This window comes from Ruegeria sp. YKSF070 (assembly GCF_059612725.1).
Genome location: NZ_JBXWRD010000008.1, coordinates 16479 through 39318, shown reverse-complemented (window position 1 = coordinate 39318; position 22840 = coordinate 16479). Strand labels below are relative to the sequence as shown.

The 22840-nt window shown below is 64.0% G+C and carries 22 protein-coding genes and 2 tRNA genes; 13 read left to right on the top strand and 11 right to left on the bottom strand.

Translation table 11 applies throughout. The features are described 5' to 3' along the window. Positions 1 to 70: 70 nt before the first annotated feature. Complete coding sequence (gene lexA, locus AC2FL1_RS06270; protein ID WP_234136817.1) at positions 71 to 766, top strand: transcriptional repressor LexA; 696 nt, start codon at positions 71 to 73, stop codon at positions 764 to 766. Here lexA and AC2FL1_RS06265 read toward each other — a convergent pair. Further along, the gene (locus tag AC2FL1_RS06265; protein ID WP_496876320.1) at positions 760 to 2802 is read right to left on the bottom strand and encodes a ComEC/Rec2 family competence protein; all 2043 of its coding nucleotides are present in this window, start codon (positions 2800 to 2802) and stop codon (positions 760 to 762) included. The genes lexA and AC2FL1_RS06265 overlap by 7 nt on opposite strands. A gap of 81 nt (positions 2803 to 2883) precedes the next feature. Here AC2FL1_RS06265 and gltX point away from each other — a divergent pair, with 81 nt between their 5' ends. The 3 genes from gltX (at position 2884) to AC2FL1_RS06250 (ending at position 7229) form a co-directional block, all read left to right on the top strand. Beyond that, complete coding sequence (gene gltX, locus AC2FL1_RS06260) at positions 2884 to 4290, top strand: glutamate--tRNA ligase (RefSeq protein WP_496876319.1); 1407 nt, start codon at positions 2884 to 2886, stop codon at positions 4288 to 4290. Between the two features lie 123 nt (positions 4291 to 4413). Next, positions 4414 to 5709 carry a citrate synthase gene (locus AC2FL1_RS06255; protein ID WP_234217940.1) on the top strand — a complete coding sequence of 432 codons (1296 nt, stop codon included), beginning with the start codon at positions 4414 to 4416 and terminating at the stop codon, positions 5707 to 5709. A gap of 338 nt (positions 5710 to 6047) precedes the next feature. Beyond that, positions 6048 to 7229 (top strand): hypothetical protein, encoded by a 1182-nt coding sequence (locus AC2FL1_RS06250; protein WP_496876318.1) that lies wholly within the window; start codon positions 6048 to 6050, stop codon positions 7227 to 7229. A 13-nt stretch (positions 7230 to 7242) separates the two neighbouring features. On the opposite strand, the gene AC2FL1_RS06245 is transcribed toward AC2FL1_RS06250, so the two are convergent. Then, the gene (locus AC2FL1_RS06245) at positions 7243 to 8331 is read right to left on the bottom strand and encodes a PA0069 family radical SAM protein (protein WP_496876317.1); all 1089 of its coding nucleotides are present in this window, start codon (positions 8329 to 8331) and stop codon (positions 7243 to 7245) included. 268 nt (positions 8332 to 8599) lie between these two features. Here AC2FL1_RS06245 and AC2FL1_RS06240 point away from each other — a divergent pair, with 268 nt between their 5' ends. From AC2FL1_RS06240 to AC2FL1_RS06230, 3 genes are all read left to right on the top strand, one after another. Beyond that, entirely contained in the window at positions 8600 to 9298 is a 699-nt protein-coding gene (locus tag AC2FL1_RS06240; protein ID WP_234145181.1) for a corrinoid protein, read from the top strand. A gap of 175 nt (positions 9299 to 9473) precedes the next feature. Next, complete coding sequence (locus tag AC2FL1_RS06235; RefSeq protein WP_496876316.1) at positions 9474 to 10514, top strand: Hint domain-containing protein; 1041 nt, start codon at positions 9474 to 9476, stop codon at positions 10512 to 10514. A gap of 82 nt (positions 10515 to 10596) precedes the next feature. Then, complete coding sequence (locus AC2FL1_RS06230) at positions 10597 to 11262, top strand: DUF1638 domain-containing protein (protein ID WP_496876315.1); 666 nt, start codon at positions 10597 to 10599, stop codon at positions 11260 to 11262. Positions 11263 to 11279: 17 nt separating this feature from the next. Here AC2FL1_RS06230 and AC2FL1_RS06225 read toward each other — a convergent pair whose 3' ends face one another. Continuing rightward, a complete protein-coding gene (locus tag AC2FL1_RS06225; protein WP_496876385.1) occupies positions 11280 to 11909 on the bottom strand; it encodes a glutathione S-transferase family protein in 630 nt (209 codons plus the stop codon). A gap of 94 nt (positions 11910 to 12003) precedes the next feature. On the opposite strand from AC2FL1_RS06225, the gene AC2FL1_RS06220 reads away from it, so the two are divergent. Then, positions 12004 to 12714 (top strand): helix-turn-helix transcriptional regulator, encoded by a 711-nt coding sequence (locus AC2FL1_RS06220; protein WP_496876314.1) that lies wholly within the window; start codon positions 12004 to 12006, stop codon positions 12712 to 12714. A 6-nt stretch (positions 12715 to 12720) separates the two neighbouring features. Here AC2FL1_RS06220 and AC2FL1_RS06215 read toward each other — a convergent pair whose 3' ends face one another. After that, positions 12721 to 13131, bottom strand: a complete 411-nt coding sequence (locus AC2FL1_RS06215) for a SufE family protein (RefSeq protein ID WP_496823841.1) — start codon at positions 13129 to 13131, stop codon at positions 12721 to 12723. Positions 13132 to 13276: 145 nt separating this feature from the next. Here AC2FL1_RS06215 and AC2FL1_RS06210 point away from each other — a divergent pair, with 145 nt between their 5' ends. Then, entirely contained in the window at positions 13277 to 13801 is a 525-nt protein-coding gene (locus tag AC2FL1_RS06210; protein WP_496823842.1) for a hypothetical protein, read from the top strand. A gap of 60 nt (positions 13802 to 13861) precedes the next feature. Here the strand turns inward: AC2FL1_RS06210 and rnd are convergent, their stop codons facing one another. The 3 genes from rnd to purM form a co-directional block, all read right to left on the bottom strand. After that, on the bottom strand, positions 13862 to 15019 hold the full coding sequence (gene rnd / locus AC2FL1_RS06205) for a ribonuclease D (protein WP_496823844.1): 1158 nt from the start codon (positions 15017 to 15019) through the stop codon (positions 13862 to 13864). Positions 15020 to 15139: 120 nt separating this feature from the next. Then, the gene (purN, locus tag AC2FL1_RS06200) at positions 15140 to 15736 is read right to left on the bottom strand and encodes a phosphoribosylglycinamide formyltransferase (RefSeq protein WP_496823846.1); all 597 of its coding nucleotides are present in this window, start codon (positions 15734 to 15736) and stop codon (positions 15140 to 15142) included. Continuing rightward, on the bottom strand, positions 15733 to 16779 hold the full coding sequence (purM, locus tag AC2FL1_RS06195) for a phosphoribosylformylglycinamidine cyclo-ligase (protein ID WP_496876313.1): 1047 nt from the start codon (positions 16777 to 16779) through the stop codon (positions 15733 to 15735). The genes purN and purM overlap by 4 nt, the downstream gene beginning before the upstream one ends. A 105-nt stretch (positions 16780 to 16884) precedes the next feature. Between purM and AC2FL1_RS06190 the strand changes: the two genes are divergently transcribed. Continuing rightward, positions 16885 to 16960: transfer RNA gene (locus tag AC2FL1_RS06190), tRNA-Ile, on the top strand. Between the two features lie 20 nt (positions 16961 to 16980). On the opposite strand, the gene AC2FL1_RS06185 is transcribed toward AC2FL1_RS06190, so the two are convergent. Beyond that, positions 16981 to 18306: an ATP-binding protein gene (locus tag AC2FL1_RS06185; RefSeq protein WP_496823849.1), complete on the bottom strand. Its 1326-nt coding sequence runs from the start codon at positions 18304 to 18306 to the stop codon at positions 16981 to 16983. Positions 18307 to 18347: 41 nt separating this feature from the next. Here AC2FL1_RS06185 and AC2FL1_RS06180 point away from each other — a divergent pair, with 41 nt between their 5' ends. Continuing rightward, positions 18348 to 19265 carry an MBL fold metallo-hydrolase gene (locus tag AC2FL1_RS06180; protein WP_496823850.1) on the top strand — a complete coding sequence of 306 codons (918 nt, stop codon included), beginning with the start codon at positions 18348 to 18350 and terminating at the stop codon, positions 19263 to 19265. A gap of 78 nt (positions 19266 to 19343) precedes the next feature. After that, positions 19344 to 19418: transfer RNA gene (locus tag AC2FL1_RS06175), tRNA-Asn, on the top strand. Between the two features lie 162 nt (positions 19419 to 19580). On the opposite strand, the gene AC2FL1_RS06170 is transcribed toward AC2FL1_RS06175, so the two are convergent. Beyond that, on the bottom strand, positions 19581 to 20111 hold the full coding sequence (locus AC2FL1_RS06170) for a GNAT family N-acetyltransferase (RefSeq protein ID WP_234145171.1): 531 nt from the start codon (positions 20109 to 20111) through the stop codon (positions 19581 to 19583). Positions 20112 to 20315: 204 nt separating this feature from the next. Between AC2FL1_RS06170 and AC2FL1_RS06165 the strand changes: the two genes are divergently transcribed. Then, complete coding sequence (locus tag AC2FL1_RS06165; protein ID WP_496823854.1) at positions 20316 to 20795, top strand: MarR family winged helix-turn-helix transcriptional regulator; 480 nt, start codon at positions 20316 to 20318, stop codon at positions 20793 to 20795. A 10-nt stretch (positions 20796 to 20805) separates the two neighbouring features. Here the strand turns inward: AC2FL1_RS06165 and AC2FL1_RS06160 are convergent, their stop codons facing one another. Continuing rightward, positions 20806 to 21633 carry a polyphosphate kinase 2 family protein gene (locus AC2FL1_RS06160; RefSeq protein WP_496876312.1) on the bottom strand — a complete coding sequence of 276 codons (828 nt, stop codon included), beginning with the start codon at positions 21631 to 21633 and terminating at the stop codon, positions 20806 to 20808. A 136-nt stretch (positions 21634 to 21769) separates the two neighbouring features. Next, on the bottom strand, positions 21770 to 22831 hold the full coding sequence (locus AC2FL1_RS06155; protein WP_234136763.1) for a methyltetrahydrofolate cobalamin methyltransferase: 1062 nt from the start codon (positions 22829 to 22831) through the stop codon (positions 21770 to 21772). Positions 22832 to 22840 lie beyond the last annotated feature (9 nt).

Here is a 22840-nt window from a genome sequence, read left to right as displayed (position 1 = left end):
CTGAATTGTTGACACAAAACAGGAACATGCGTAGAACAAATGTAAACGCGTGACCGGAGGGGTATGGGGAATGCTGACAAAGAAGCAACTCGATCTGCTGGAATTCATTCACAAAAGACTGCAAGCGGATGGTGTGCCGCCCAGTTTTGATGAAATGAAACTGGCGCTGGATTTGCGCTCGAAATCGGGGATTCACCGGCTGATCACCGCACTGGAGGAGCGTGGCTTCATCCGCCGTCTCGCCCATCGTGCCCGCGCTATCGAGATCGTCAAACTACCCGAGAGCCTTGGCGGAGAGCCCACCGTGGGCTTTCAGCCCCGGGTGATTGACGGCGACCGGCCCGACCGGCCCCGCCCCGCCAATGCCGAACCGGTGACGATCCACGCGCTGGAACTGCCGGTGATGGGCCGCATCGCCGCCGGTGTACCGATCGAAGCGATCAGCCAGGTCTCGCATCAGGTGGCCGTGCCCGGAAGTATGGTCGGCCAGGGCGAACATTACGCGCTCGAGGTCAAAGGCGATTCGATGATCGAGGCCGGCATCAACGATGGCGACGTCGTGGTGATCCGCGAGACCTCGACCGCCGACAATGGCGATATCGTGGTGGCGCTGGTCGATGATAGCGAGGCGACGCTGAAACGCTTCTATCGCCGTGGCGCCAGTATCGCTCTCGAGGCCGCGAACCCGGCTTACGAGACCCGCGTGTTGCCTTCGGAGCGTGTGCGGGTACAGGGTCGGCTGGTCGGCTTGATCCGCACCTACTGATCGATGTTTGCGGTCCGAAGCGCGGCGCCGTTCCACAGGCGCCGCCCAGCTAGCCGCGCGGCGCTTTCCATTCCCTTTGGTCCAATGCTGAGCGCGCCGGTCAGGGCCAGCCGCTTGGGGTCATAGACCTTGCATGGCCCTTTAATCGCAAGCGGGACGGCCGAGACGATCACCTGCGCCTCGACGCAGCCGCTGAGCCTCTGCGCCGCGCGCTTGCCGGTCACATGCACGATCTCGACGCCACCCACCTGCATCTTGCGCAACATGTCTTCTCCGGGCCAACGCGCCGCCGCCGCCATCTGGTCGGCGCCGTCGCCATCGTTTTCCAGCCAGACCCCGGCGATGAAGCCCGCCCCGCGCGGCTTGCTCAGCGCGCGGCCCGTGTCGGTCATCACCCCCACCAGCCCACCGGTATCGGCGATCAGCACGCCGGGCCGCTCGGCCCCGGACCAGAGCCAGAAGGCCGCCACCATCACCGGCAAGCCCGCCAGCCGCGCCCGACCGCGCCACAGCACCAGCCACAGCGCGCCCAGCGACAATATCGGCAACACCGCCCAATCGGGGCGCATCACGTAGCCACGCGCACTCTCCAGCCCCGCAACCCAATCGGCGACGCTCAGGATCCAACGCAGGCCCAGCCCCATCACCTCGAGCCCGATCCAGTCGAGCCCCAGCGGCGCCAGCACCAACGCCAGCACCGCCGCCGGGATCACCACCAGCCCCATCAGCGGTACCGACATCAGATTGGCCACCAGCCCGTAATGGGCCAGCGTGTTGAAATGCGCGGCCCCGATCGGCGCCGTCGCCAGCCCCGCCACCGCCGATGAGATCATCACCCCCACGACCGGATTCAGCCAGCGCGGCCCCAACCCGATCTCAGCCTCGCGCAGCCAGCCGAACACCGCAACCAGCGCCACGGTGGCGGCAAAGCTCATCTGGAACCCCGGCCCCAGCAGCGCCTCGGGCCGCAGCACGAGGACGATCAGCGCGGCCATTGCCACCGCCCGCATCGACAGCGCCCGGCGGTCGACCAGAATGGCGCAGAGCATCACCGCCACCATCACAAAGGCACGCTGGGTCGCTACATTGCCGCCCGACAGCGCCAGATAGCCCGCTGCCACTGTCAAAGCGCCAAGCGCGGCCAGCTTGCGCACCGGCAGGCGCAGCGCCAAAGGCGGGATCAGCGACAGTGCCACCCGCAGCGCAGTAAAGACAAACCCCGCAAGCAGCCCCATATGCAGGCCCGAGATCGCCAGAAGATGCGCCAGATTGCTGGCCCTCAACGCATCAAGCGTGCCCTGGCTCACGCCGCTACGGTCGCCGGTGGTGACAGCGGCAGCAAAGCCGCCCACATCGCCCGGCAGTTGCTGGCGGATACGAACCGAGGCCGCCATGCGCAGAGCAAACACGCTCATGTCGCGCTCGGCCCGGTCAGGCGGACGCGCCAGCAGCACCGGAACGCGGGTATATCCGATAGCGCCCAGACCCTGAAACCAGGCATGGCGACGGAAATCGAAGCCGCCCGGCTCGACCGGCCCCTGTGGCGGCGACAGATAGGCGGTGGTCATGATCCGGCTGCCCGGCTCGGGCACACGTTCGTCACCATGCAGCGAGATCCGCACATGGCGCGGCGGTCCCGTCGGCATCCAGCGATCCAGCCGCACCTGATCCAAGGTCACCCTCAGCTTGTCCGAGGCGGACCGGTCCATCGCGACCACCCGCCCCTCGACCGGGCCGTAATAGCGCCCCTCGATCACCGGGGCGGCGACCTGATGCGCGCGCGCACCCGCAAGAACAAACCCCGCCGCGATCAGCGCCAGCGCCCAGCCCAGCGGCGAAAAGGCGCCAGGCCGCCTCCATGCCCAGATGCCAGTCGAGATGCCAATTCCCGCGACCACCGCGTAAAGGGTCAACCCCGGCTCTACACGCAACAGGAAATAGCCACCGATCCCCAGCGCCAGGAAAACCGGCACCCAGGGGAACAGGTACCCTCGCTGCGCCAGCAGCGCGGCCTCGATCCGTGGCAGAACGCGCATGCTTGCTCCCACTCGTCCGGCTCGTTAGACAGACCGCAGAACCCTAGCCCCTTCACGGTTACCAAAAGGTAAATTGCCCTTATGCCGGATCAGGTCGTCACCCGCTTTGCCCCTTCTCCCACCGGTTTCCTGCATATCGGCGGTGCCCGCACGGCGCTGTTCAACTGGCTTTACGCGCGGGGGCGCGGGGGCAAGTTCCTGCTCCGGATCGAGGATACCGACCGGGCGCGCTCAACCCCCGAGGCGACAGCGGCGATCCTGCAGGGCATGGCCTGGCTGGGACTGGACCATGACGGCGAGGTGATCAGCCAGTTCGAGCGCGCACCGCGCCATGCCGAGGTGGCGCTGGAGCTGCTGGCCCAGGGCAAGGCCTATAAGTGCTTCTCGACGCAGGACGAAATCCAGGCCTTTCGCGAGGCCGCCCAGGCCGAGAAACGCTCGACCCTGTTCCGCAGCCCTTGGCGCGACGCCAATCCGGCGACCCATCCCAACCGGCCCTATGTGATCCGGATCAAGGCGCCGCAAAGCGGCGAAACCGTGATCCGCGACCGGGTGCAGGGCGATGTGACCATCCGCAACGACCAGCTCGACGACATGGTGCTGCTGCGCTCGGACGGGACACCGGTCTATATGCTGGCGGTGGTAGTGGATGACCACGACATGGGCGTGACCCATGTGATCCGGGGCGACGACCATCTGAACAACGCCGCCCGCCAGATGATGATCTATCAGGCGATGGGCTGGGAGGTGCCGGTCTGGGCTCATATCCCGCTGATCCACGGACCCGACGGCAAGAAACTTTCCAAACGTCACGGCGCGCTGGGGGCGCAGGAATACCAGGCGATGGGCTATCCCGCCGCGGGCATGCGCAACTATCTGGCGCGGCTGGGCTGGAGCCATGGCGACGACGAGTTCTTTACCGACGCGCAGGCGCGCGAGTGGTTCGATCTGGATGGAATCGGCAAATCCCCTGCCCGGTTCGACCTGAAAAAGCTGGAAAATCTGAGCGGTCAGCACATTGCCGCCTCAGATGACGCTGCGTTGCAGCAAGAGATTCAGGCCTATCTTGCGGCTGCAGATCGTCCAGCTCTTACCGACACACAATCCAGTGATCTGGAACGTGCGATGTATTGCCTCAAGGACCGGGCGCGCACCTTCCCTGAACTTCTTGAAAAAGCTTCATTTATCCTCTCCACTCGGCCTATCCAGCCAGATGAGAAGGCGGCGGCGGCCCTGGCCAGTGTATCCGATGGTATACTGACAGAATTGACGCCGCAGTTGCAAAATGCTAGCTGGACGAGAGAGTGTCTGGAAGAAGCGTTGAACGCTTTTGCCAAGGCGCATGGAACCAAGTTCGGCAAGCTTGCCGCGCCCCTTCGGGCCGCGCTTGCCGGACGGGCCGTGACGCCTTCGGTATTCGACATGATGCTGGTGCTGGGCCGGGACGAAAGTCTGGCCCGTCTCCGGGACGCGGCGAACGCAGCCTGACATTCACGATCAGGCAATGTTGCGCGGTTAAGACCTGGGCTTGCGCGGCTGTGCGCAGGCCTTGACGCATGCGATGCGTGGGACTCCGCCCGCGTCCGTGCCTGCCATGAGGAAGGGAAATCGATGACTGAAGACAAGAAAACCGCCACGCTCAGCCTGAACGGCCAATCCTACGATTTGCCAATCCTTTCGCCCTCGACAGGCCCGGATGTGATCGACATCCGCAAACTCTATGGCCAGGCGGGCGTGTTCACCTATGATCCCGGTTTCACCTCGACCGCAAGCTGCGACAGCACCATCACCTATATCGATGGCGAGCTCGGAGAGCTGTTGCACCGGGGCTATCCGATCGACCAGCTGGCGGCGAAATCTCATTATCTCGAAGTCTGCTATCTCCTGCTGTACGGAGAGCTTCCGACCGCGGCTGATCTGGAAAAGTTCGAGAGCACAATCACCCGCCACACCATGATCCACGAGCAGATGCACTATTTCTTCCGCGGCTTCCGCCGGGATGCGCATCCGATGGCGACCATGGTGGGTGTGGTCGGCGCGATGTCGGCCTTCTACCACGACTCGACCGATATAGCCGACTCCCATCAGCGCGAGATCGCCAGCCACCGCCTGATCGCCAAGATGCCGACCATCGCGGCGATGGCGTATAAGTACTCGATCGGTCAACCGTTCATGTATCCGCGCAACGATCTGGATTATGCGGCCAACTTCCTGCAGATGTGCTTTGCCGTGCCGGCCGAGCATTATCATGTGGACCCGATCCTGGCCCGCGCGATGGACCGGATTTTCACCCTGCATGCCGATCACGAGCAGAACGCCTCGACCTCGACCGTGCGTCTGGCGTCGTCCTCGGGCGCGAACCCGTTTGCCTGTATCGCCGCCGGTATCGCCTGTCTCTGGGGTCCCGCCCATGGCGGCGCCAACCAGGCTTGCCTGGAGATGCTCAAGGAAATCGGCTCTCCGGACCGGATCCCCGAATACATCGCCCGCGCCAAGGACAAGAACGACCCGTTCCGCCTCATGGGCTTTGGCCACCGGGTCTACAAGAACTTCGACCCGCGCGCGACGGTGATGAAACAGTCCGCCGACGAGGTGCTGGATCTGCTGGGCGTGGAAAACAACCCGATCCTGGCCACCGCCAAGGAACTGGAACGCGCGGCGCTGGCCGACGACTATTTCGCCGAGAAAAAGCTGTTCCCGAATGTCGATTTCTATTCGGGTATCATCCTCGAGGCGATGGGCTTCCCCACCTCGATGTTCACGCCCATCTTCGCCGTGTCGCGGACCGTGGGCTGGGTCAGCCAGTGGAAAGAGCAGCTGGCCGACCCGCAGCACAAGATCGGCCGTCCGCGTCAGCTGTACCTCGGCTCGACCGCGCGCGACTATGTGGATATCGAAGACCGCTGATCCGCGGTCGATCCGGTTTCAAACCCCGGCGGAGCCCTCCGCCGGGGTTTTTCTGTGCCAGCCGGTTCCGCTCGGCCCGGTCTTGCGAAGACGGGAGGACTTGGGACAGATGCGAATCCCCGGCCTGCCCTGCCACAGCGACGCCAGGTTGCTGTTTCGGAAATCCCGGCTATCCGTTTCGCCCCGCAACATCGTTGACGACTGGTAAACGCCGCACCCCGCAAAACCCGCCATCCAGCGGCAAATGCGTCAATTTCATGGCGTGAATATGGCGTGAACGGTAGCGTCGGCTCCGGCAATTGAACGCGGTTAGTGACGCGGGTTAGTAGGGGGTTTTCATGACCGGAACCATTGGCGAAAAAACAGAAATCACCGTGACACTGGGCTGCGAACCGCGCCTGCTGGTCACCATCGTGGAAAAGCCTGACGGCGGGCTGTTCATCGACATCAAGTCAGAGGACCCTTCGGTCGAGGTGGGTGATCTCGACGGTTTCTTCTTCAATTTCAACGACGATGCGACGCTGGACGGATTGCATATCTGGCCCGCCGAAAACGAAGGCACACAATGGTCGCCAGTCACCGATGTTCAGCTGAACCCAGATGCCGTCGACAGCCTGAGCAACGGAGCCCAGCTGGCTGAAGGCTATGATGCGGGTATCCAGTTCGGGACAACCCCGGATTCGACCCAAGGCCATGTCAGCGCCGCCAATTTTACCATGTGGTCCGAGAACGGGCCTCTCAGCATCGAGGATATCGACCTCGACAGCCTGGCGGCGGTAGTGGATTCCGACACCGGCAATGGCATCGTCAAGACCGTGAGCGACAGCACCGGCGACACTGGCGATGACGAAGACGACCATGACGAGGACGAATGCGCCTTTGTCATCGAGGGTCCGGTCAACACCGAGGTGGTGCTGACCCAGCTCGAGAATGGCGATATTCGCGTCGACCTCGAGGTGCTCGAGGGCGACGACCCGGACGCGACCGGCCAGATCGGCGATATCACCGGGCTGTTCTTCAACGTCGGCGATGACAGCCTGCTGGACGGCATGACCGTGAGCGGCGAGGATGTCACCGGATCGCAATTTGCCGCCGGTTCGGTCAACGATCTGGGCAACGGCGCCAATATGGAAGGCGCCCAGGAAGGCGAGACCGGCGAAACCGCAAACGGGTTCGATGCCGGCATCGCGATTGGCAAGAACGGGATCGGGCATGACGACGATATCCGCGCCACCAGCTTTACCCTGTCGCATCCCGACGGGCTGAGCCTGGAGGATTTCAGCGGCGAGTATTTCGGGTTGCGCCTGACCTCGGTCGGGGACGAGGACAGCGATGACCGCGACGGGTCGCTGAAGCTGATCGGCCAATGCGAGGACGATCCGCAGCCGCCGATCTGCGACGACCAGTATTACCTGAACGATGTCATGGCGCTGATGACCCAGCCCATGCATGACGAACTGGCCTATGAGATGATGGCGAGCGACCCGGTCGAGGACACGGAACTGGTCGAGACCTACTGAGCACCCTGCCCGCTCAGAACAGGCTCAGCTGATCGCCGGGCTGCGGGGGCACTCGGAACAGATCGCATCTCAGGGCTGGCGCTTCTTGCGCCAGCCCGATGCGTTTGCAGGCGGCGCGGAACCGTTTCGCGATCATCTGGGCATATTCGCCCTCACCCCGCATCCGGTGACCCCAGCGCGGGTCGTAATCGCGCCCGCCATGCATCTCGCGCAGACGGGCCATCACCTTGGCCGCGCGGGTGGGCGCATGTTCGGCCAACCACTCCTGCCACAGCAGCGACACTTCGCGCGGCAGCCGCAGCATGATCCAGCTGGCGGTGTCGGCGCCCGCCTCGGCCCCGGCAGCGAGCAGCGCCTCAAGCTCGTGATCGGTCAGGCCGGGAATCAGCGGCGAGGTCATCACCCGCACCGGCACCCCAGCCCCGCTGAGCGCCCGGATCATCGCCAGACGCCGCGCCGGCGATGGCGCGCGCGGTTCCATCCGGCGGGCCAGCCCCGCATCCAGCGTCGTGAGCGAGATCCCGACCCGCACCAGCCCACGCGCCGCCATCGGCGCCAGAATGTCCAGGTCGCGTTCGATCAGCGCACCGCGCGTTACGATGGCAACCGGATGGTTGAACGCATCCAGCACCTGCAAACAGCCACGGGTGATCGCATGGGTCTTTTCCAGCGGCTGATAGGGATCGGTATTGGTGCCGATGGCAATCGGCGCCACCTTGTAGCGGCGCGCGCTCAGCTCGGCCCGAAGCACCTCGGCCGCGTTGGGCCGCGCCACCAGCCGGGTTTCGAAGTCCAGCCCCGGCGAAAGGCCCAGATAGGCGTGGCTGGGCCGGGCAAAGCAATAGGAACACCCGTGTTCGCAGCCCCGATAGGGGTTGATTGAGCGATCAAAGGGCAGATCGGGCGAGCGGTTATAGCTGATCAGGCTGCGCGCGGTTTCCAGCGAAACCTGGGTCCTGAGCGGTGGCAACTCCTCCTCCCGATCCCAACCGTCAGGTTCGGCCACCCGATCCAGCGGTTCGAACCGGCCCGCATCGTTGCTGCGCGCGCCACGCCCGACGGGCCGGGCCGAAATCAAGGGGGGTACGGGGTGAGTCTGCATGCTCAAAAATAGAACATTAGGCGAACATTCAGCAAGGCAAAAAGTGCCACCAATCTGGTCGCAAGCGACCTGTCCGAGAGCAGGAATATGCAGCGTATCGATGATCTAACCACGGAATACTCATTATCATTCGGGCATTTTTCATCCTATAGGTCGGTTGCAACACCGCCCATGTCGCAATCAACGCAGTCGAAAAGTGACCTTCGGGCAAAAAGGAAAAAAACGGCACCCCCGGGGCCCGCCCCGCCCAAGATTGAGGAATTGCGCCATGTCGGAAGAAGAAGACATCATCCTGTCGGAACTCGACGACGAAGAACTTGTCCAGCAAATGTTCGACGACCTTTACGACGGTCTCAAGGAAGAGATCGAGGAAAGCGTCAACATCCTGATCGAACGCGGCTGGGCGCCCTATGACGTTCTGACCAAGGCTCTGGTGGGCGGCATGACCATCGTCGGCGCCGACTTCCGCGACGGTATCCTCTTCGTTCCCGAAGTGCTGCTGGCCGCCAACGCGATGAAGGGCGGCATGGCCATCCTGAAGCCGCTGCTGGCCGAAACCGGCGCGCCGCGCGTCGGCAAGATGGTGATCGGCACCGTCAAGGGCGACATTCACGACATCGGCAAGAACCTCGTGTCGATGATGATGGAAGGCGCCGGTTTCGAGGTGGTCGATCTGGGTATCAACAACCCGGTCGAGAACTATCTGGAAGCGCTTGAAAACGAGCAGCCCGACATTCTGGGCATGTCCGCCCTACTGACCACCACCATGCCCTACATGAAGGTTGTGATCGACACGCTGGTCGAACAGGGCAAGCGCGACGACTACATCGTTCTGGTCGGCGGCGCACCGCTGAACGAGGAATTCGGCAAGGCGATCGGTGCCGACGCCTATTGCCGCGATGCCGCCGTTGCCGTGGAAACCGCCAAGGATTTCGTCGGCCGCAAGCATAACCGCATGGCCGGCTGAGCGCGCCAGCGGGTACAGTCAGGGCCGCCCTTTGGGGCGGCCCTTTGCGTTTGGGGTCACGGGCTCGCTTGGCCCGTTTCCGCCGACGACACGAAACCGCCAACATTCCCCCTGACTTTGGCCACCATCACAACCTAATTTTCGTCAGTGCCCCAAAGCTGCTGACAGGTGCCCAATGCCAACGACCTTTACCGCGCTGTTTCTCGGCAATCTGGCCGATATCGACACGTTTGAAGGCAACAACTCTGCCGAAAACGCCGGGGCGCTTGCAGGCATGACCTTTGGCAGCGTCGCCAATCCGCTGGTCGACAGCGCCGTGACATGGAGCGCGGTGGGAGATCCCGGCAGCTTATACGATATGGACAACACCCCGTCCGAGCAGTTCTCGATCGACGGTGGCCCGGCGCAAACCTTTGATGGCACCGCGATTTACGATGCCACCATCACCTATACCGATGGCAGCACCGCGATCATCACTGCCGTGCTGGCACAGGACGTGAGCGGCAACACCTATCTGGTGCCCGAATTCAACGCCAATGCCGACCAGGCCGCGCTCGAGGCCGGAATCATCGAGTCGATCACGCTTGACGCCGTCACCGGCGGAGGCGCCAATTATTCCGGCCTGACCGCAAATCGGCAGGACTGGCAGTTGGTGACCTGCTTCACTCCCGGCACCATCATTGACACCGCCCAGGGTCCGCGCCTGATCGAAGAGCTAAAGCCCGGTGACCTGATCCGCACACTCGACCATGGCGATCAGCCGCTGCGCTGGGTCGGGCATACGACCGTGCGCGCCACCGGTGCGCTGGCCCCGATCCTGATCCGCGCCGGGGCGCTGGACAACCGCCGCGACCTGATCGTGTCACCTCAGCACAGGATGCTGATCGAAGGCTGGCGGGCCGAACTGATCACCGGCCATGCCCAGGCGCTGGTCACCGCCAAGCATCTGGTCAATGCGCGCGACATCCTTGTCGCGCCGGGTGGCGAGGTCACCTATATCCATCTGCTGTTCGACCGACATGAAATCATCTGGGCCGAAGGCTGCGCAACCGAGAGCTTTCATCCCGGCCAGATGGGCTGGTCCGGTCTGGAACAGGCCGCGCGCGATGAAATCCTGATTTTGTTCCCGGAACTGGCGGCGATTGGCCTTGCCAGCTATGGCCCGCTGGCGCGGCCCGCCATCCGCCAGCACGAGGCGCTGTTGTCGGTGGCCTGACACGACCTGTCGCAGCCGCACTTGCCTTTCCGCAACGGCGCCGGGCATTCTGCCGCCACTGCAACCAGTAAAGGCGCCCGATATGAACACCGCCCCAGATGACGCCCAGCTGACCCGCAGCGGCCTGAGCCTGACCACCGGCGGGGCGCGGGTGCTGCTCATTGCCTGCGGCGCCCTGGCGCGCGAGATTCTGGACCTGCGGGACCGTAACGGCTGGACCCATATGGACCTGACCTGTCTGCCCGCCATCCTGCATGTCTATCCCGAACGGATCACCGCCGCCGTCGAAGAGGCGGTCGCCCGCCACCGCGGCACATATCAGCATATCTTCGTCGTCTATGCCGATTGCGGCACCGGCGGCCTGCTCGAGGCCGCCTGCGCGCGTATGGGGGTCGAGATGGTCAAGGGTCCGCATTGCTATTCCTTCTTCGAGGGCAACGCGCGCTTCGCCGAGGTCTCTCAGGACGAGATCACCGCCTTTTACCTGACAGATTTCCTGGTCCGGCAATTCGATGCCTTTGTCTGGAAACCGATGGGGTTCGACCGCCACCCCGAGTTGATCCCGATGATGTTCGGCAATTACACCAAGCTGGTTTACCAGGCCCAGACCGACGATGCGGCCTTGACAGAAAAGGCGCGTGCCTGTGCCGAGCGGCTGGGCCTTGCATTCGAACGTCGTTTCACCGGCTATGGCGACCTGGAAACCACGCTGGCCGACTGGGCAGGCAGTGTCGCGCGCGGCGACTAACGCCGCGCGCTCCTTGCTCAGGCCTCTTTCCGCGTACCTAGTGCTGCCATGGCGCGGGCCTCGTAAGCGGCGATTGCCCCACCATCCAGGCTGTTGCCGACGCGCTCGACCCAGGCCTTGATCGCCGGGGTGTCGGGCATCAGGTGCGGCGCCCACTGAAAGGGCGAGGCCAGCAGGATATCCGCGACACTCACCGTGTCGCCCAGCAGGTACGGCTGATCTTTCACCCCCCTCTCCAGCACGGCGCAGACCTCACCCATGCCGCGAAAGGTCTCGGTCAGCGCCGGGTGATCCAGCCCGGAAAAGGCGGCCACCAGAACCGGTTCGAGCACCCCGCCCGAATAGGCCATCCAGCTGAGGTAAGCGCCACGCGCGGGCGCGCCGATGGCGGGGCTCAGGGGTTGGTCGAACAGTTCGTCCAGATACATCATGATGGCCGCGCTTTCGCGCACCTCTTCACCTTCATCGGTGACCAGAAAGGGAACCTTGCCTTCGGGGTGGGGATTGCGCGGGTCGCGCCGCCCGCTGCCGTCAAAGCGCGGAACCTCGACAGTGACCACCTCGACCTGATCCAGTTTTCCCATCAGCATCAGCTGTGCGATCACGCGCGAGGCACGGGTATTTGGCGAGTAGTAGAGCGTTGGCATGTTTTTGACCTTTGACATGTCGGGTTGATGATGCCCCTATGTGCCCGTACCCTCTTGCCAGTTCCTGTCAGGATGTTTCCGGCCATACTCTGCCATGCCCAAAACCGACCGCCTGTTCCGACTGCTGCACCTGATCCGGGGGTTGCGCCCGCCGGTGACCGCCGCGCGACTTGCCGCCGCGATGGAGGTGTCCGAGCGCACGATCTATCGCGACATTGACAGTTTGCGGGCAGCGGGCGCCCGGATCGAGGGCGCGGCGGGGCTTGGCTATACCATGGTCGAGGACCCGGCCCTTCCCCCGCAGACCTTTACCCAGATCGAGATCGAGGCCCTGACACTGGGGCTTGCTGATGTGACGCAGCGCGGCGATGCCGACCTGGCCCAGGCGGCCAGCGACGCGCTGGTCAAGATTCTGGCCACCCTGCCCGAACGCCAGCAACGTCAGGCCATGCACGCAGTCAACTTGGTGCAACGCCTGATCACCCCCGCGACACCCACCATCGACATGACCCTGCTGCGCGAGGCGATGTGGGCCGAAGAGGCGCTGGACATCGGTTATCGCGACCTGAAACAGGACCGGACCCGGCGCCGTATCTATCCGCTGGCGCTGTCCTATCATGACCGCAGCGTGATGCTGCTGGCCTGGTGCTGCAAGCGACAGGATTTTCGCAGCTTTCACGTTACGCGCATCGAGGGTTATGAAAGGACTGGCGAAAGCTTTCGCCCGCGCCGGGTGACGCTGTTGCGGGATTTCCTTGAAAAACTCCGCCTACGGGATCAAGCCTGTCTGGCCGACCTTGCGTGACGCGGATTACGCGGCGGCGGCAGCCGTTTCGCGAATCCGCTCGATCATGGATCGCAACCCGTTCGAGCGCTGCGCCGACAGATGGTCGTTCAACCCCAGCCGCGCCAGCTCGGTGCGCGCGTCGATCCGCGCCACCTCGGCCACCGGCACCCCGTTATAGAGCGCGCGCAAGACCGCGATCAGACCGCGTACGATCATCGCATCGCTGTCCCCGTCAAAGCGGAACACGCCATCTTCGATCACCGGATGCAGCCAGACCTGGCTGGCGCAACCATGTACACGTGTGGCAGGTACCTTCAGCGCTTCGTCCAGCGGGTCCATCGCCTTGCCCTGCTCAATCACATGGCGATAGCGGTCTTCCCAATCGTCGAGAAACTCGAAATCCTCGACAATCTCCTCGAAGGCGGGGCTGGCCATGTCTCGCTCCTGCTCAGGTCATATGCGGGTCAGCAGTGACCTAAGCTCCGTCCGACCCGGTGTCCAGACCTGCCATGGCTTTTCAAGCGTGCCGCGATGCGCTAACCGATAGACAGGAAAACACCAAGGACTTGCGGGGCACCCCATGCTGAAACCACTGATTGCTCTCGTGACCGCCGGATCGGTGCTGACGGCCTGTGGCGGCTGGCGCGACTCGCGGGTCAATCCGTCGAACTGGTTCGGCCCCTCGACCCCGGCACCGGTCGAGGCCGCTGCGGCCGAAGACGTCAACCCGCTGATCCCCAACAGTTCCGGCAAGGGGCTTTTTGCGCGCCCCGACCCCAAGGACCGCAGCATCCTGATCACACAGGTGACCGAACTGAAAGTCGAGCCCACCACCACGGGGGCCATCATTTCGGTCGTCGGCGTTGCCAACCGGCAGGGCGGCTTTGATACCGAACTGCGCCCGATCGTGACGCCCGAGAATACCGAGGCCGGCATCCTCGCCTATGCGTTCCGTGTGGTCTATCCCGAGGACGCGACCCCACAGGGCCCGGTCCAGACCCGCACCATCCGCGAAGCGGTCAGCGTGTCCCGTCAGGATCTGGCCGGGATCAAGGTGATCCGGGTCGAGGCGAAGGAAGGTGCTCTGGAAACCCGGCGCCGCTAAGGCCCGACGGCAGCGTCTCGGGCAGAGCGATTGTTCGGATACGGGCGGGCGACGCTGGCGCTACAGCGACACCACCTCGACATTCTGACCCTTGGCGGCCAGCGCGATCTCGCCCTGACACAACCGTAGCGCATCGGCGCCGAACACTTCCAGCCGCCAACCGGTCAGCGACGGCACGTCGCGTTCGCCGGCCGCGATCAGGTCCAGCTCGGCGCTGTTGGCGATCAGCTTGGCGGCAACGCCCACATTCTCGGTCTTGGCCTTCAGCAGCACCCGCAACAGATCGGCCAGCGCCGGGTTCACCTGCAGGTTCTCGCGCCCGTTCTTCACCTTGGGCATCCGCTCGGGCGGGCAGTCGATCCCGCGCCCCACGGCCGCCAGAATACCGTCGGCAATGGCCCCCTTGCGCGCCTCGCGCAACAAGAGCCGCGAACCGCCCAGATCGGCATGTGTGCGCGGCTTGGTCGAGGCCAGCTCGATCAGCGCGTCATCCTTGAACACCCGGTTGCGCGGCACGTTGTTGTCCTGGGCATAGCTTTCGCGGAACTGCGCCAGTTCGCGCACCACCGCCAGGAACTTGCCCGAGTTGGTGCGGGTCTTGATGCGGCGCCAGGCCTCTTCGGGGCGAATGTCATAGGTTGCCGGATCGGTCAGCGTGCGCAATTCCTCGGCAACCCAATGGCTGCGCCCGGTCTTGGCCAGATCGGCGGCAAGGTGTTCATAGATCTGGCGCAGATGTGTGACATCAGCCAGGGCATAGGTTTTCTGCGCATCGGTCAGCGGACGGCGCGACCAGTCGGTAAAGCGCGAGGTCTTGTCCAGCCCCTGCCGGCAGATCTTGCGTACCAGCGTTTCGTATCCGACCTGCTCGCCAAAGCCACAGACCATGGCCGCGACCTGGGTGTCGAACAGCGGTTCGGGAAACACCCCCGCATCCACCCAGAAAATTTCAAGATCCTGCCGGGCGGCATGGAACACCTTGACCACCGAGGTATCGCGGAACAGCGCATAAAGCGGATCCAGCTCCAGCCCCTCGGCCAGCGGATCGACGAGAACGGCGCAGTCGTCGCCGTCACCGGGATAGGCCAGCTGGATCAGGCAGAGTTTCGAGTAATAGGTCCGCTCCCGAAGAAACTCGGTATCGACGGTCACATAAGGTTGGCTGGCGGCCGCCGTACAGAACGCGGCCAGTTCTTGAGTGGTTGTCAGGGTCTTCATACGGTTTTTATCTTGTTCTTTTCCTTGGTTCCGCCCGTGCCCCCGGAACGGGTCGGTTTCGCTCACCTTAGGGCCAACACCCCTGCTCTGCAAACCCCCTATGGCGCGCACGTCCCTGCGTCAGGGCAGCCAGACCGGCCTGCGGTCACCACCGGCAAAGCGGCGCAGGACCGCCGGATAGAGCTTGTGCTCCCAGGTCAGCACTCTTGCGGCCAGTGTCTCGGGCGTGTCGCCGGGTTCGATGGCAACGCGGGCCTGACCCAGGATCGGGCCATCGTCAAGTTCCGAGGTCACCTCGTGCACGGTGCAGCCATGTTCGGTATCGCCTGCCGCCAGGGCGCGGGCATGGGTGTGCAGCCCCTTGTATTTGGGCAGCAGCGAGGGGTGGATGTTCAACATCCTACCCTGGAACCGGTCGGTGAAACCGGCGGTCAGTACCCGCATGAAGCCGGCCAGGCAGACGATATCGGCCCCCGCGTCGAGGATCGGCTTGATCAGTTCGACCTCGAACGCGGCTCGGTCCTTGCCATAGGGGCGATGATCGACAACCGCCGTCGGCACGCCGCGCGCGGCGGCCTTGGCCAGCCCGCCCGCGTTTGCGTCATTGGACAGCACCAGACAGGGCCGCGCCGGATGGTCGCCGGTCATGCTGTCGACCAGCGTGACCATGTTCGACCCGCCGCCCGAGATCAGGATAGCGACGCGCTTTGCGCTCACAGCAGCTTGCCCGCATAGGCGATGCCGGGCGTGGTGGTGACGGTGCCGATGCGGGCAACGGTCTCGCCCTCGGCCATCAGCAGCTCGGTCAGCGCCTCGGCCCGGTCTGCTGCGCAGACCACGATCATGCCGATGCCGCAGTTGAAGGTCTTGAGCATCTCGGCCTCGGCAACGCCGCCGGTTTCGGCCATCCAGCGAAACACCGGCGGCAGATCCCAGCTGTTCAGGTCGATGGTAGCGCCCATGCCCTCGGGCAGGACCCGCGGCAGGTTCTCGGTCAGGCCGCCGCCGGTGATATGAGCCAGCGCATGCACGCCACCGGCGCGGATCGCGGCCAGAACCTGGCGCACATAGAGCCGGGTCGGCGCCAGCAGCGCCTCGCCCAGTTTGCCGGGGCCAAAGGGGCAGTCCGATTCCCAGCTGTTACCCGAGATCTCGACCAATTTGCGCACCAGCGAATAGCCGTTGGAATGCACCCCGTTCGAGGCGAGGCCCAGCAGCACGTCCCCCTCTGCCACGCCTTCGGGCAGCGCGGCGCCGCGCTCCATCGCGCCGACGGCAAAGCCCGCCAGATCGAAATCGCCTGCCGGATACATGCCCGGCATTTCAGCCGTTTCGCCGCCGATCAGGGCGCAGCCGGACTGTACGCAGCCTTCGGCGATACCTTCAATAATGCGGGCGGCGGTATCGGTTTCGAGCTTGCCGGTCGCGAAATAATCAAGGAAAAACAGCGGCTCGGCACCCTGGCAGACCAGATCGTTGACGCACATGGCAACGAGGTCAATGCCAACCCCGTCGACCAGGCCAGTGTCGATGGCGATGCGCAGCTTGGTGCCGACACCATCGGTGGCCGCGACCAGGATCGGGTCCTGATATCCGGCCGCCTTGAGGTCGAAGAGCGCGCCGAACCCGCCCAGTCCGCTGGCCACGCCGGGGCGGTTGGTGCGCTTGGCGGCCGGCTTGATCCGGTCCACCAGCGCGTTGCCCGCATCAATGTCCACACCTGCCTCGGCATAGGTGATGCCGTTCTTGCCCGCTGTCATCGGTCCATCCTCACGATTGCTTGCGCGGGGGTTATTCGATTGTGCCCGCGCATGCAACGGTCAGGCTTGACGCGGGAGCGGATCGTGTTAGGCATGGCCCATGGCGGGCCTGTAGCTCAACGGTTAGAGCAGAGCGCTCATAACGCTTTGGTTGCGGGTTCAAATCCTGCCGGGCCTACCACATTCTCCGCATTCGTCCGGTCAGCGTCCGATCACGATATCGGCGCAGAGCCCTCCCAACCGTTCACTGTCACCCAGCCGGAGTGCGCCGCCATGAGCGCGCGCTATATCGGCAACGATGGCAAGGCCCAGGCCCACACCGCCGCCCTGGTTCTGGTTGCGCGACGTATCCAGCCGCTGGAACGGTTTCACGGCCTCGGCGCGCTTGTCCGCTGGAATTCCGGGGCCGTCATCCTCGACCCGGATGCGCAGAAACTTTGGCGTCACCGCCAGACTGACTTCGACTCGGGTTCCATAGCGGACCGCGTTGGTAATCAGGTTCTCGACCGCGCGGCGGACGGCCGTGGGCCGCAAGGTGACGGTATCCCCCTCGGGCACCTCGCAGGCGACCAGCGCGACATTGCGATCGGCGCGACGGGCATCCTCCACCACCTGCTTCAGCAAGGCGACGGGATCGACCTTTTCCGGCGCGCTTTCCGACACTCCGCGCGAAAAATCGAGGAACGCGTCCAGCATCTGCTGCATTTCGGCCACGTCCTGCAACATGGGCGCGGCATCCTCTTCGTCGATCATCGCCAGTCCCAGTTTCAACCTGGTCAGCGGCGTGCGCAGATCGTGGCTGACCCCCGAGAGCATCAGGGTGCGCTGTTCGATCTGCCGTTCGATCCGGGCCCGCATGTCCAGAAAGGCACTGCCGGCTGCCCGTACCTCGATGGCGCCCGAGGGATAATAGGGAACCGTGTGCCCCCGGCCAAAAGCCTGCGCCGCATCCGCCAACCGTTTGACCGGCCTCAGCTGGTTGCGCATGTAGAGAAAGGCAATCACGGTCATCAACAGACCAAAGGCCACCATCGTCACGATCAGCTGGTGCGGCGCGGCGGGCGACATGCGGCGGCGGTCGAAGATCAGCTCGACCGGACCCAGCGCGCTGCCCAGATAGAGCCGCACCACCCGGGTATCGGGCAGTTCCACCGCGATCACATCCTGCACCCTGCTGCGCAGAACGTGTTCTACCTGTCGGCCGGTATAGTCATACCAGGGTCGCAGATCGTCTGAGGGCACGTCGCCGTCATTCACGAATCGCAGACTGACCTGCAAGGCGTCGAGAGCCGGCCGCAGCCGCACCTGAACCTGGGCATGGGTTTCGGTCTCGGTGACCTGCCCCATGATCAGCTCGATCTCGCGCACGGCGGTCAGCGTCATCTGGGTGGTCACATCCTCCAGATGCCGTTGCAGGAACACGACAGAAACCACGATCTGGACCGCGATGACCGGTACGACGATGATGATCGCCGCACGGGCATAGAGGCTGCGTGGCATATAGTGTTTGAGCCAGCGGAATGTCATGGCTAAACCTACCCCGGTGCCAGAGCGAGAAAAAGAGACAGATGACCCAGCCGCCCGACGAATTCGACCCGCCCATCGGCACCCCCATCGAGCTGGAGCCCGGGATAAGGCGGATCGTGGCGCCAAACCCCTCGCCGATGACCTATCGCGGCACCAATACCTATCTGGTGGGCACAAGAGAGCTGGCGGTGATCGACCCCGGCCCGCTGAGCGAGGCGCATCTGGAAGCGATTCTGGACGCGCTAGGACCCGGCGAGAGCATCAGCCATATTGTGGTCACCCATACGCATCTGGATCACTCGCCTCTGGCGCGCCCGCTGTCCGAGCGCACCGGCGCGCCGGTTCTGGCCTTTGGTGGGCCCGAGGCCGGGCGCAGCGCGGTGATGCGCGCGCTGGCGGCGCAGGGGCTGGCTGGCGGTGGCGAGGGTATCGACACCAGTTTTGTCCCCGACCAGACGATCGCCGATGGCGAACGGATCGAAGGCGACGGCTGGCAGCTGGAGGTAATCCATACGCCGGGCCATCTGGGCAATCATATCGCGCTGGCCTGGCAGGATGTGTGCTTTACCGCCGATCACGTGATGGGCTGGGCCAGTTCGCTGGTCTCGCCCCCCGATGGCGACCTGACCGATTTCATGACCGCCTGCCGCGACCTGCGCGCCCGCGATTGGAGGCTGTTCCATCCGGGCCATGGTGCCGCCGTGACCGAGCCAGGGGCGCGCCTCGACTGGCTGATCAGTCACCGCCTGGGGCGCGAAGACGCGATCCTCGCGGCGCTGGCCGACGGTCCCGCCACCGCCGAGGCGCTGGCGCGGCGCATCTACACAGAAACACCCGCTGCGCTGCTGCCCGCTGCCACCCGGAACGTGTTCGCCCATCTGGTCGATCTGACCGGCCGCGACCGGGTTGCGCCCGAGGGCAAACTGGCGGTGTCGGCCCGGTTTCACCGTCGATCCTGAACGCCCGAGAAAATTCGACGAATTTTCTCTCCCCCCTCTGGACGCGGTGAATCGGGATTGCTATACGGCCCGCACCGTTCCGGCGTAGCTCAGCGGTAGAGCAGTTGACTGTTAATCAATTGGTCGTAGGTTCGATCCCTACCGCCGGAGCCAAAATCCTCATAAATCGGACGCTTATGGGGGATTTCTCACCTCAAAAATTTCTATCCTTCTTACGTGCCCGGCATGGCTCAGGGCGCCTGCAACAAAACGCCCCGTGGCTTTCGCCGCGCAGTATTACGCAGCCTCAAAAAATGGCGGACAAGACACAGGCGATCAGGCGGCCTGGCCAAGTGGTTCGGTGAGGTCAATGGTGATCAGGTTTTCGGCTTCGTTGCGCCGGAACGGAGACAGGGCCTGCGTCACATAAGGCTCGATTCGCATGCGCGTCCGCTGCCAACCGGCAAAGCGGCGGAACAACGCCCATGATATCTCGTCACTGGCCGGAATCGCCGTCTGCACACGGGTCACCCCGACACAGGCTTCGCGCCGCAGCAATTGCCCCAGCATCAGCGATGCCAACCCCTTGCCCTCTTCGTTCTCTGCCACGTTGACCTGCCAGACAAACAGCGTCTGCGGATCATAAGGCAGGATATAGGCCAGCACCGCGCCGGCAACCTCGCCGTCAAGCTCGGCCACGACCGAGGTTTCGACGAAATCATCGCACCCTGCCAGATCGCCCAGAAGCGTTCCCACCAGTTCCTGCTTGTCGCAATGGGCCAGGGCGGCAACGGCCGCTCCATCCTGCTGCACGGGTGCGCGCAGCACGGGAATGGGTTGCTCGAACAGGTCCAGGGAATGCTTCATCAGTGACTCCTCTAAAAGCTTCGATTGACTAAGTATCATACAGATCCGCACAATTCAAATCTCTCCTATTATTGTGCGCATATTTCACAATTTCCACCAATGCGGTTGCGGCAAAAACTTAGTTTATCGTTGGATACTCGATACCGCCCGCTTGTCATCCCTTGGTGAAATTGCCATTCTGGATCAATTGCGCGAGGAGTCCTCATGAACCGGATCGACAGCAGCCTGATCGCCTTGCGCCGCATCCTGCGCGCCACCGACATGTTCGGGCGCGAGCTGGCGCAATCGGCCGGGTTGACGGCGGTGCAACTGCGGGTGCTGCAAGTGGTGGGCGAAACCGGCCAGAGTACCGCCACCGCCATTTCGAACCGGATGCGCGTCAGCCAGGCCACCGTCACCGTGCTGGTGGACAAGCTGGTTGCCCGAGGCATGGTACAGCGTGAAAAGTCGCAATCTGACCGGCGCCAGACCGACATCCTGATCACCGATCTTGGGCAGCAAACGCTGGCCACTGCCCCCGACCCGCTGCAACAACGCTACGTCAGCCGGTTCCTGGCGATGCAGGACTGGGAACAGGCGATGCTGGTGGCGGCGCTGGAACGGGTCGCCGCGATGCTGGATGCCGAGGACATGGATGCGGCCCCGGTGCTCGACAGCGGCGAAATCGGGCGCACAGCACCCTGAGCACCTGCCCTCACTCGGTCCGGGCGCGCAGGCTGTCTATCAGGTCCTGTTCCACGTTCAGATGCTGATCGGCCGCCTCAATCGTGCGGCGGTCCAGGTGCTGCGGGTTCAGGTCCACCCCCTGCGCCAGCGTCGCCGTCACCGCCCTGAGCGCTGCGACACGGGCATATTTCTTGTTGTTGGCGGGGATCAGCGTCCAGGGTGCGCGCGCTGTCGAGGTACGGGCGAACATCTCGTTCACCGCCTCTTCGGTCTCGGTCCAGCGAGCGCGGTTGCGGAAATCCTCGTAGGTCAGTTTCCAGCGTTTGAGCGGATTGCGCAGACGCTCCTCGAACCGGCGCATCTGCTCGTCGGCCGAGACGTGAAAGAACAGTTTGACGATGCGGGTGCCATCGTCGATCAGCATTCGTTCGAACTCGTTGATCTCACGATAGGCCGCGCGCCATCGGTGTTCGGGCGTCATCCCCTCGATCCGTTCCACCAGAACGCGGCCGTACCAGCTGCGGTCAAAGGCGCTGATGGCGCCCTCGGGCGGCAGGCGCTCGAAAAAGCGCAACAGGTAGTGGCGGTTGAGGTAATAATTGCGGGGCGCCCCGATCGGCCAGACCTTGAAACTGCGCGGGTCGAGCGCCTGGCTGATCCGGCGAATGGCACCACCCTTGCCAGCCGCATCCCAGCCCTCGAACACCAGCACCGCCTTGTGCCCATGAAACAGATAGGCCTGCTGGATGCGGGACAGCAGCAACTGCTGCTCTTGCAAGCGGGACAGGTATTTTCTCTTCGACAGCGACAGGCTCAGGTCCGCGTCGGCGAGAGTCAGGGTTTTGTCAGGTGCCATATCCAACCTTTGCAGGGATCGGCGCGCGTGTTCCGGGGATCAGTCTTTGGCCTGACGTCGCAAAAATCAACCCCTTGGCCAGAATGCAAAAGGCCGGGCATCCCGCCCGGCCTTTCGACTGTTATCTGGCAGGCGCTCAGGCGCGGCGGCGACGGCCTCCGGCGCGGCCACCCCGACCCCGGCCTTCGTCCCCCTCGGCCGCGGGCGCTTTGTTGGAGCGGATCCATTCGGCGCCGTGGGGGTCGTTATTGGTCAGCAGGTTGGCGGCCCGGATGGCCTCCATCTCTTTCCCCGCGCGCGGCAGGGTCGAGCCCAGACCGAACATGGTCACAAAGGTCTCGTCATCCATGCCCTCGGGCAGGATGATGCCGGCGGCGGCGACGGCCTCACGCTTTTCGGCGATGGCCTTTTGCGTCACCGGCAGCGCCACCGGGTTCATGATCGCGCTGGTCATGCCCGCACCCATCGCCATCGGCAGGAAGGCGTTGTTGATGCCGTGCCGGTTGGGCAGGCCGAACGAGATGTTGGACGCACCACAGGTGGTGTTCACGCCCAGTTCCTCGCGCAGGCGGCGCACCAGGGCGAAGACCTGCTGACCGGCGGTTGCCATGGCACCGATCGGCATCACCAGCGGGTCGACCACGATGTCATGGGCCGGGATGCCGAAATCGGCGGCGCGCTGCACGATCTTCTTGGCGACGGCAAAGCGCACATCGGGGTCTTCGGAGATGCCGGTATCGTCGTTCGAGATCGCCACCACGGGCACGTTGTATTTCTTGACCAGCGGCAGGATCTGCTCCAGCCGTTCCTCTTCACCCGTGACCGAGTTCAGCAGCGGCCGACCCTCAGCCGCCGCCAGACCGGCCTCGAGCGCGCCGGGCACCGAGCTGTCGATGCACAGCGGCACGTCGACCAGCCCCTGCACCAGCTCGACGATCTTGCGCATCAGCGGCGGTTCGGTCTCGTTGGGGTTGGGGTTGGAGTTATAGACAACACCCGCGTTGATATCGAGAACGGTGGCCCCGGCGGCAACCTGGGCGATGGCGTCCTTTTCCACGGTCGAGAAATCGCCCGCTTCCAGCTCGGCGGCCAGTTTCTTGCGGCCCGTGGGGTTGATCCGCTCGCCGATCACGCAGAACGGCTGGTCAAAGCCGATGATCGCGGTTTTTGTTTTGCTTTCAACGATGGTGCGGGTCATGTCTGGCCT

What these genes read in the sequence shown, in the direction of transcription:
- lexA (WP_234136817.1), top strand. Translation starts at nt 71, where the DNA reads ATGCTGACAAAGAAGCAACTCGATCTGCTGGAATTCATTCACAAAAGA.
- AC2FL1_RS06265 (WP_496876320.1), bottom strand. Translation starts at nt 2,802, where the DNA reads ATGCGCGTTCTGCCACGGATCGAGGCCGCGCTGCTGGCGCAGCGAGGG.
- gltX (WP_496876319.1), top strand. Translation starts at nt 2,884, where the DNA reads ATGCCGGATCAGGTCGTCACCCGCTTTGCCCCTTCTCCCACCGGTTTC.
- AC2FL1_RS06255 (WP_234217940.1), top strand. Translation starts at nt 4,414, where the DNA reads ATGACTGAAGACAAGAAAACCGCCACGCTCAGCCTGAACGGCCAATCC.
- AC2FL1_RS06250 (WP_496876318.1), top strand. Translation starts at nt 6,048, where the DNA reads ATGACCGGAACCATTGGCGAAAAAACAGAAATCACCGTGACACTGGGC.
- AC2FL1_RS06245 (WP_496876317.1), bottom strand. Translation starts at nt 8,331, where the DNA reads ATGCAGACTCACCCCGTACCCCCCTTGATTTCGGCCCGGCCCGTCGGG.
- AC2FL1_RS06240 (WP_234145181.1), top strand. Translation starts at nt 8,600, where the DNA reads ATGTCGGAAGAAGAAGACATCATCCTGTCGGAACTCGACGACGAAGAA.
- AC2FL1_RS06235 (WP_496876316.1), top strand. Translation starts at nt 9,474, where the DNA reads ATGCCAACGACCTTTACCGCGCTGTTTCTCGGCAATCTGGCCGATATC.
- AC2FL1_RS06230 (WP_496876315.1), top strand. Translation starts at nt 10,597, where the DNA reads ATGAACACCGCCCCAGATGACGCCCAGCTGACCCGCAGCGGCCTGAGC.
- AC2FL1_RS06225 (WP_496876385.1), bottom strand. Translation starts at nt 11,909, where the DNA reads ATGCCAACGCTCTACTACTCGCCAAATACCCGTGCCTCGCGCGTGATC.
- AC2FL1_RS06220 (WP_496876314.1), top strand. Translation starts at nt 12,004, where the DNA reads ATGCCCAAAACCGACCGCCTGTTCCGACTGCTGCACCTGATCCGGGGG.
- AC2FL1_RS06215 (WP_496823841.1), bottom strand. Translation starts at nt 13,131, where the DNA reads ATGGCCAGCCCCGCCTTCGAGGAGATTGTCGAGGATTTCGAGTTTCTC.
- AC2FL1_RS06210 (WP_496823842.1), top strand. Translation starts at nt 13,277, where the DNA reads ATGCTGAAACCACTGATTGCTCTCGTGACCGCCGGATCGGTGCTGACG.
- rnd (WP_496823844.1), bottom strand. Translation starts at nt 15,019, where the DNA reads ATGAAGACCCTGACAACCACTCAAGAACTGGCCGCGTTCTGTACGGCG.
- purM (WP_496876313.1), bottom strand. Translation starts at nt 16,779, where the DNA reads ATGACAGCGGGCAAGAACGGCATCACCTATGCCGAGGCAGGTGTGGAC.
- AC2FL1_RS06185 (WP_496823849.1), bottom strand. Translation starts at nt 18,306, where the DNA reads ATGACATTCCGCTGGCTCAAACACTATATGCCACGCAGCCTCTATGCC.
- AC2FL1_RS06180 (WP_496823850.1), top strand. Translation starts at nt 18,348, where the DNA reads ATGACCCAGCCGCCCGACGAATTCGACCCGCCCATCGGCACCCCCATC.
- AC2FL1_RS06170 (WP_234145171.1), bottom strand. Translation starts at nt 20,111, where the DNA reads ATGAAGCATTCCCTGGACCTGTTCGAGCAACCCATTCCCGTGCTGCGC.
- AC2FL1_RS06165 (WP_496823854.1), top strand. Translation starts at nt 20,316, where the DNA reads ATGAACCGGATCGACAGCAGCCTGATCGCCTTGCGCCGCATCCTGCGC.
- AC2FL1_RS06160 (WP_496876312.1), bottom strand. Translation starts at nt 21,633, where the DNA reads ATGGCACCTGACAAAACCCTGACTCTCGCCGACGCGGACCTGAGCCTG.
- AC2FL1_RS06155 (WP_234136763.1), bottom strand. Translation starts at nt 22,831, where the DNA reads ATGACCCGCACCATCGTTGAAAGCAAAACAAAAACCGCGATCATCGGC.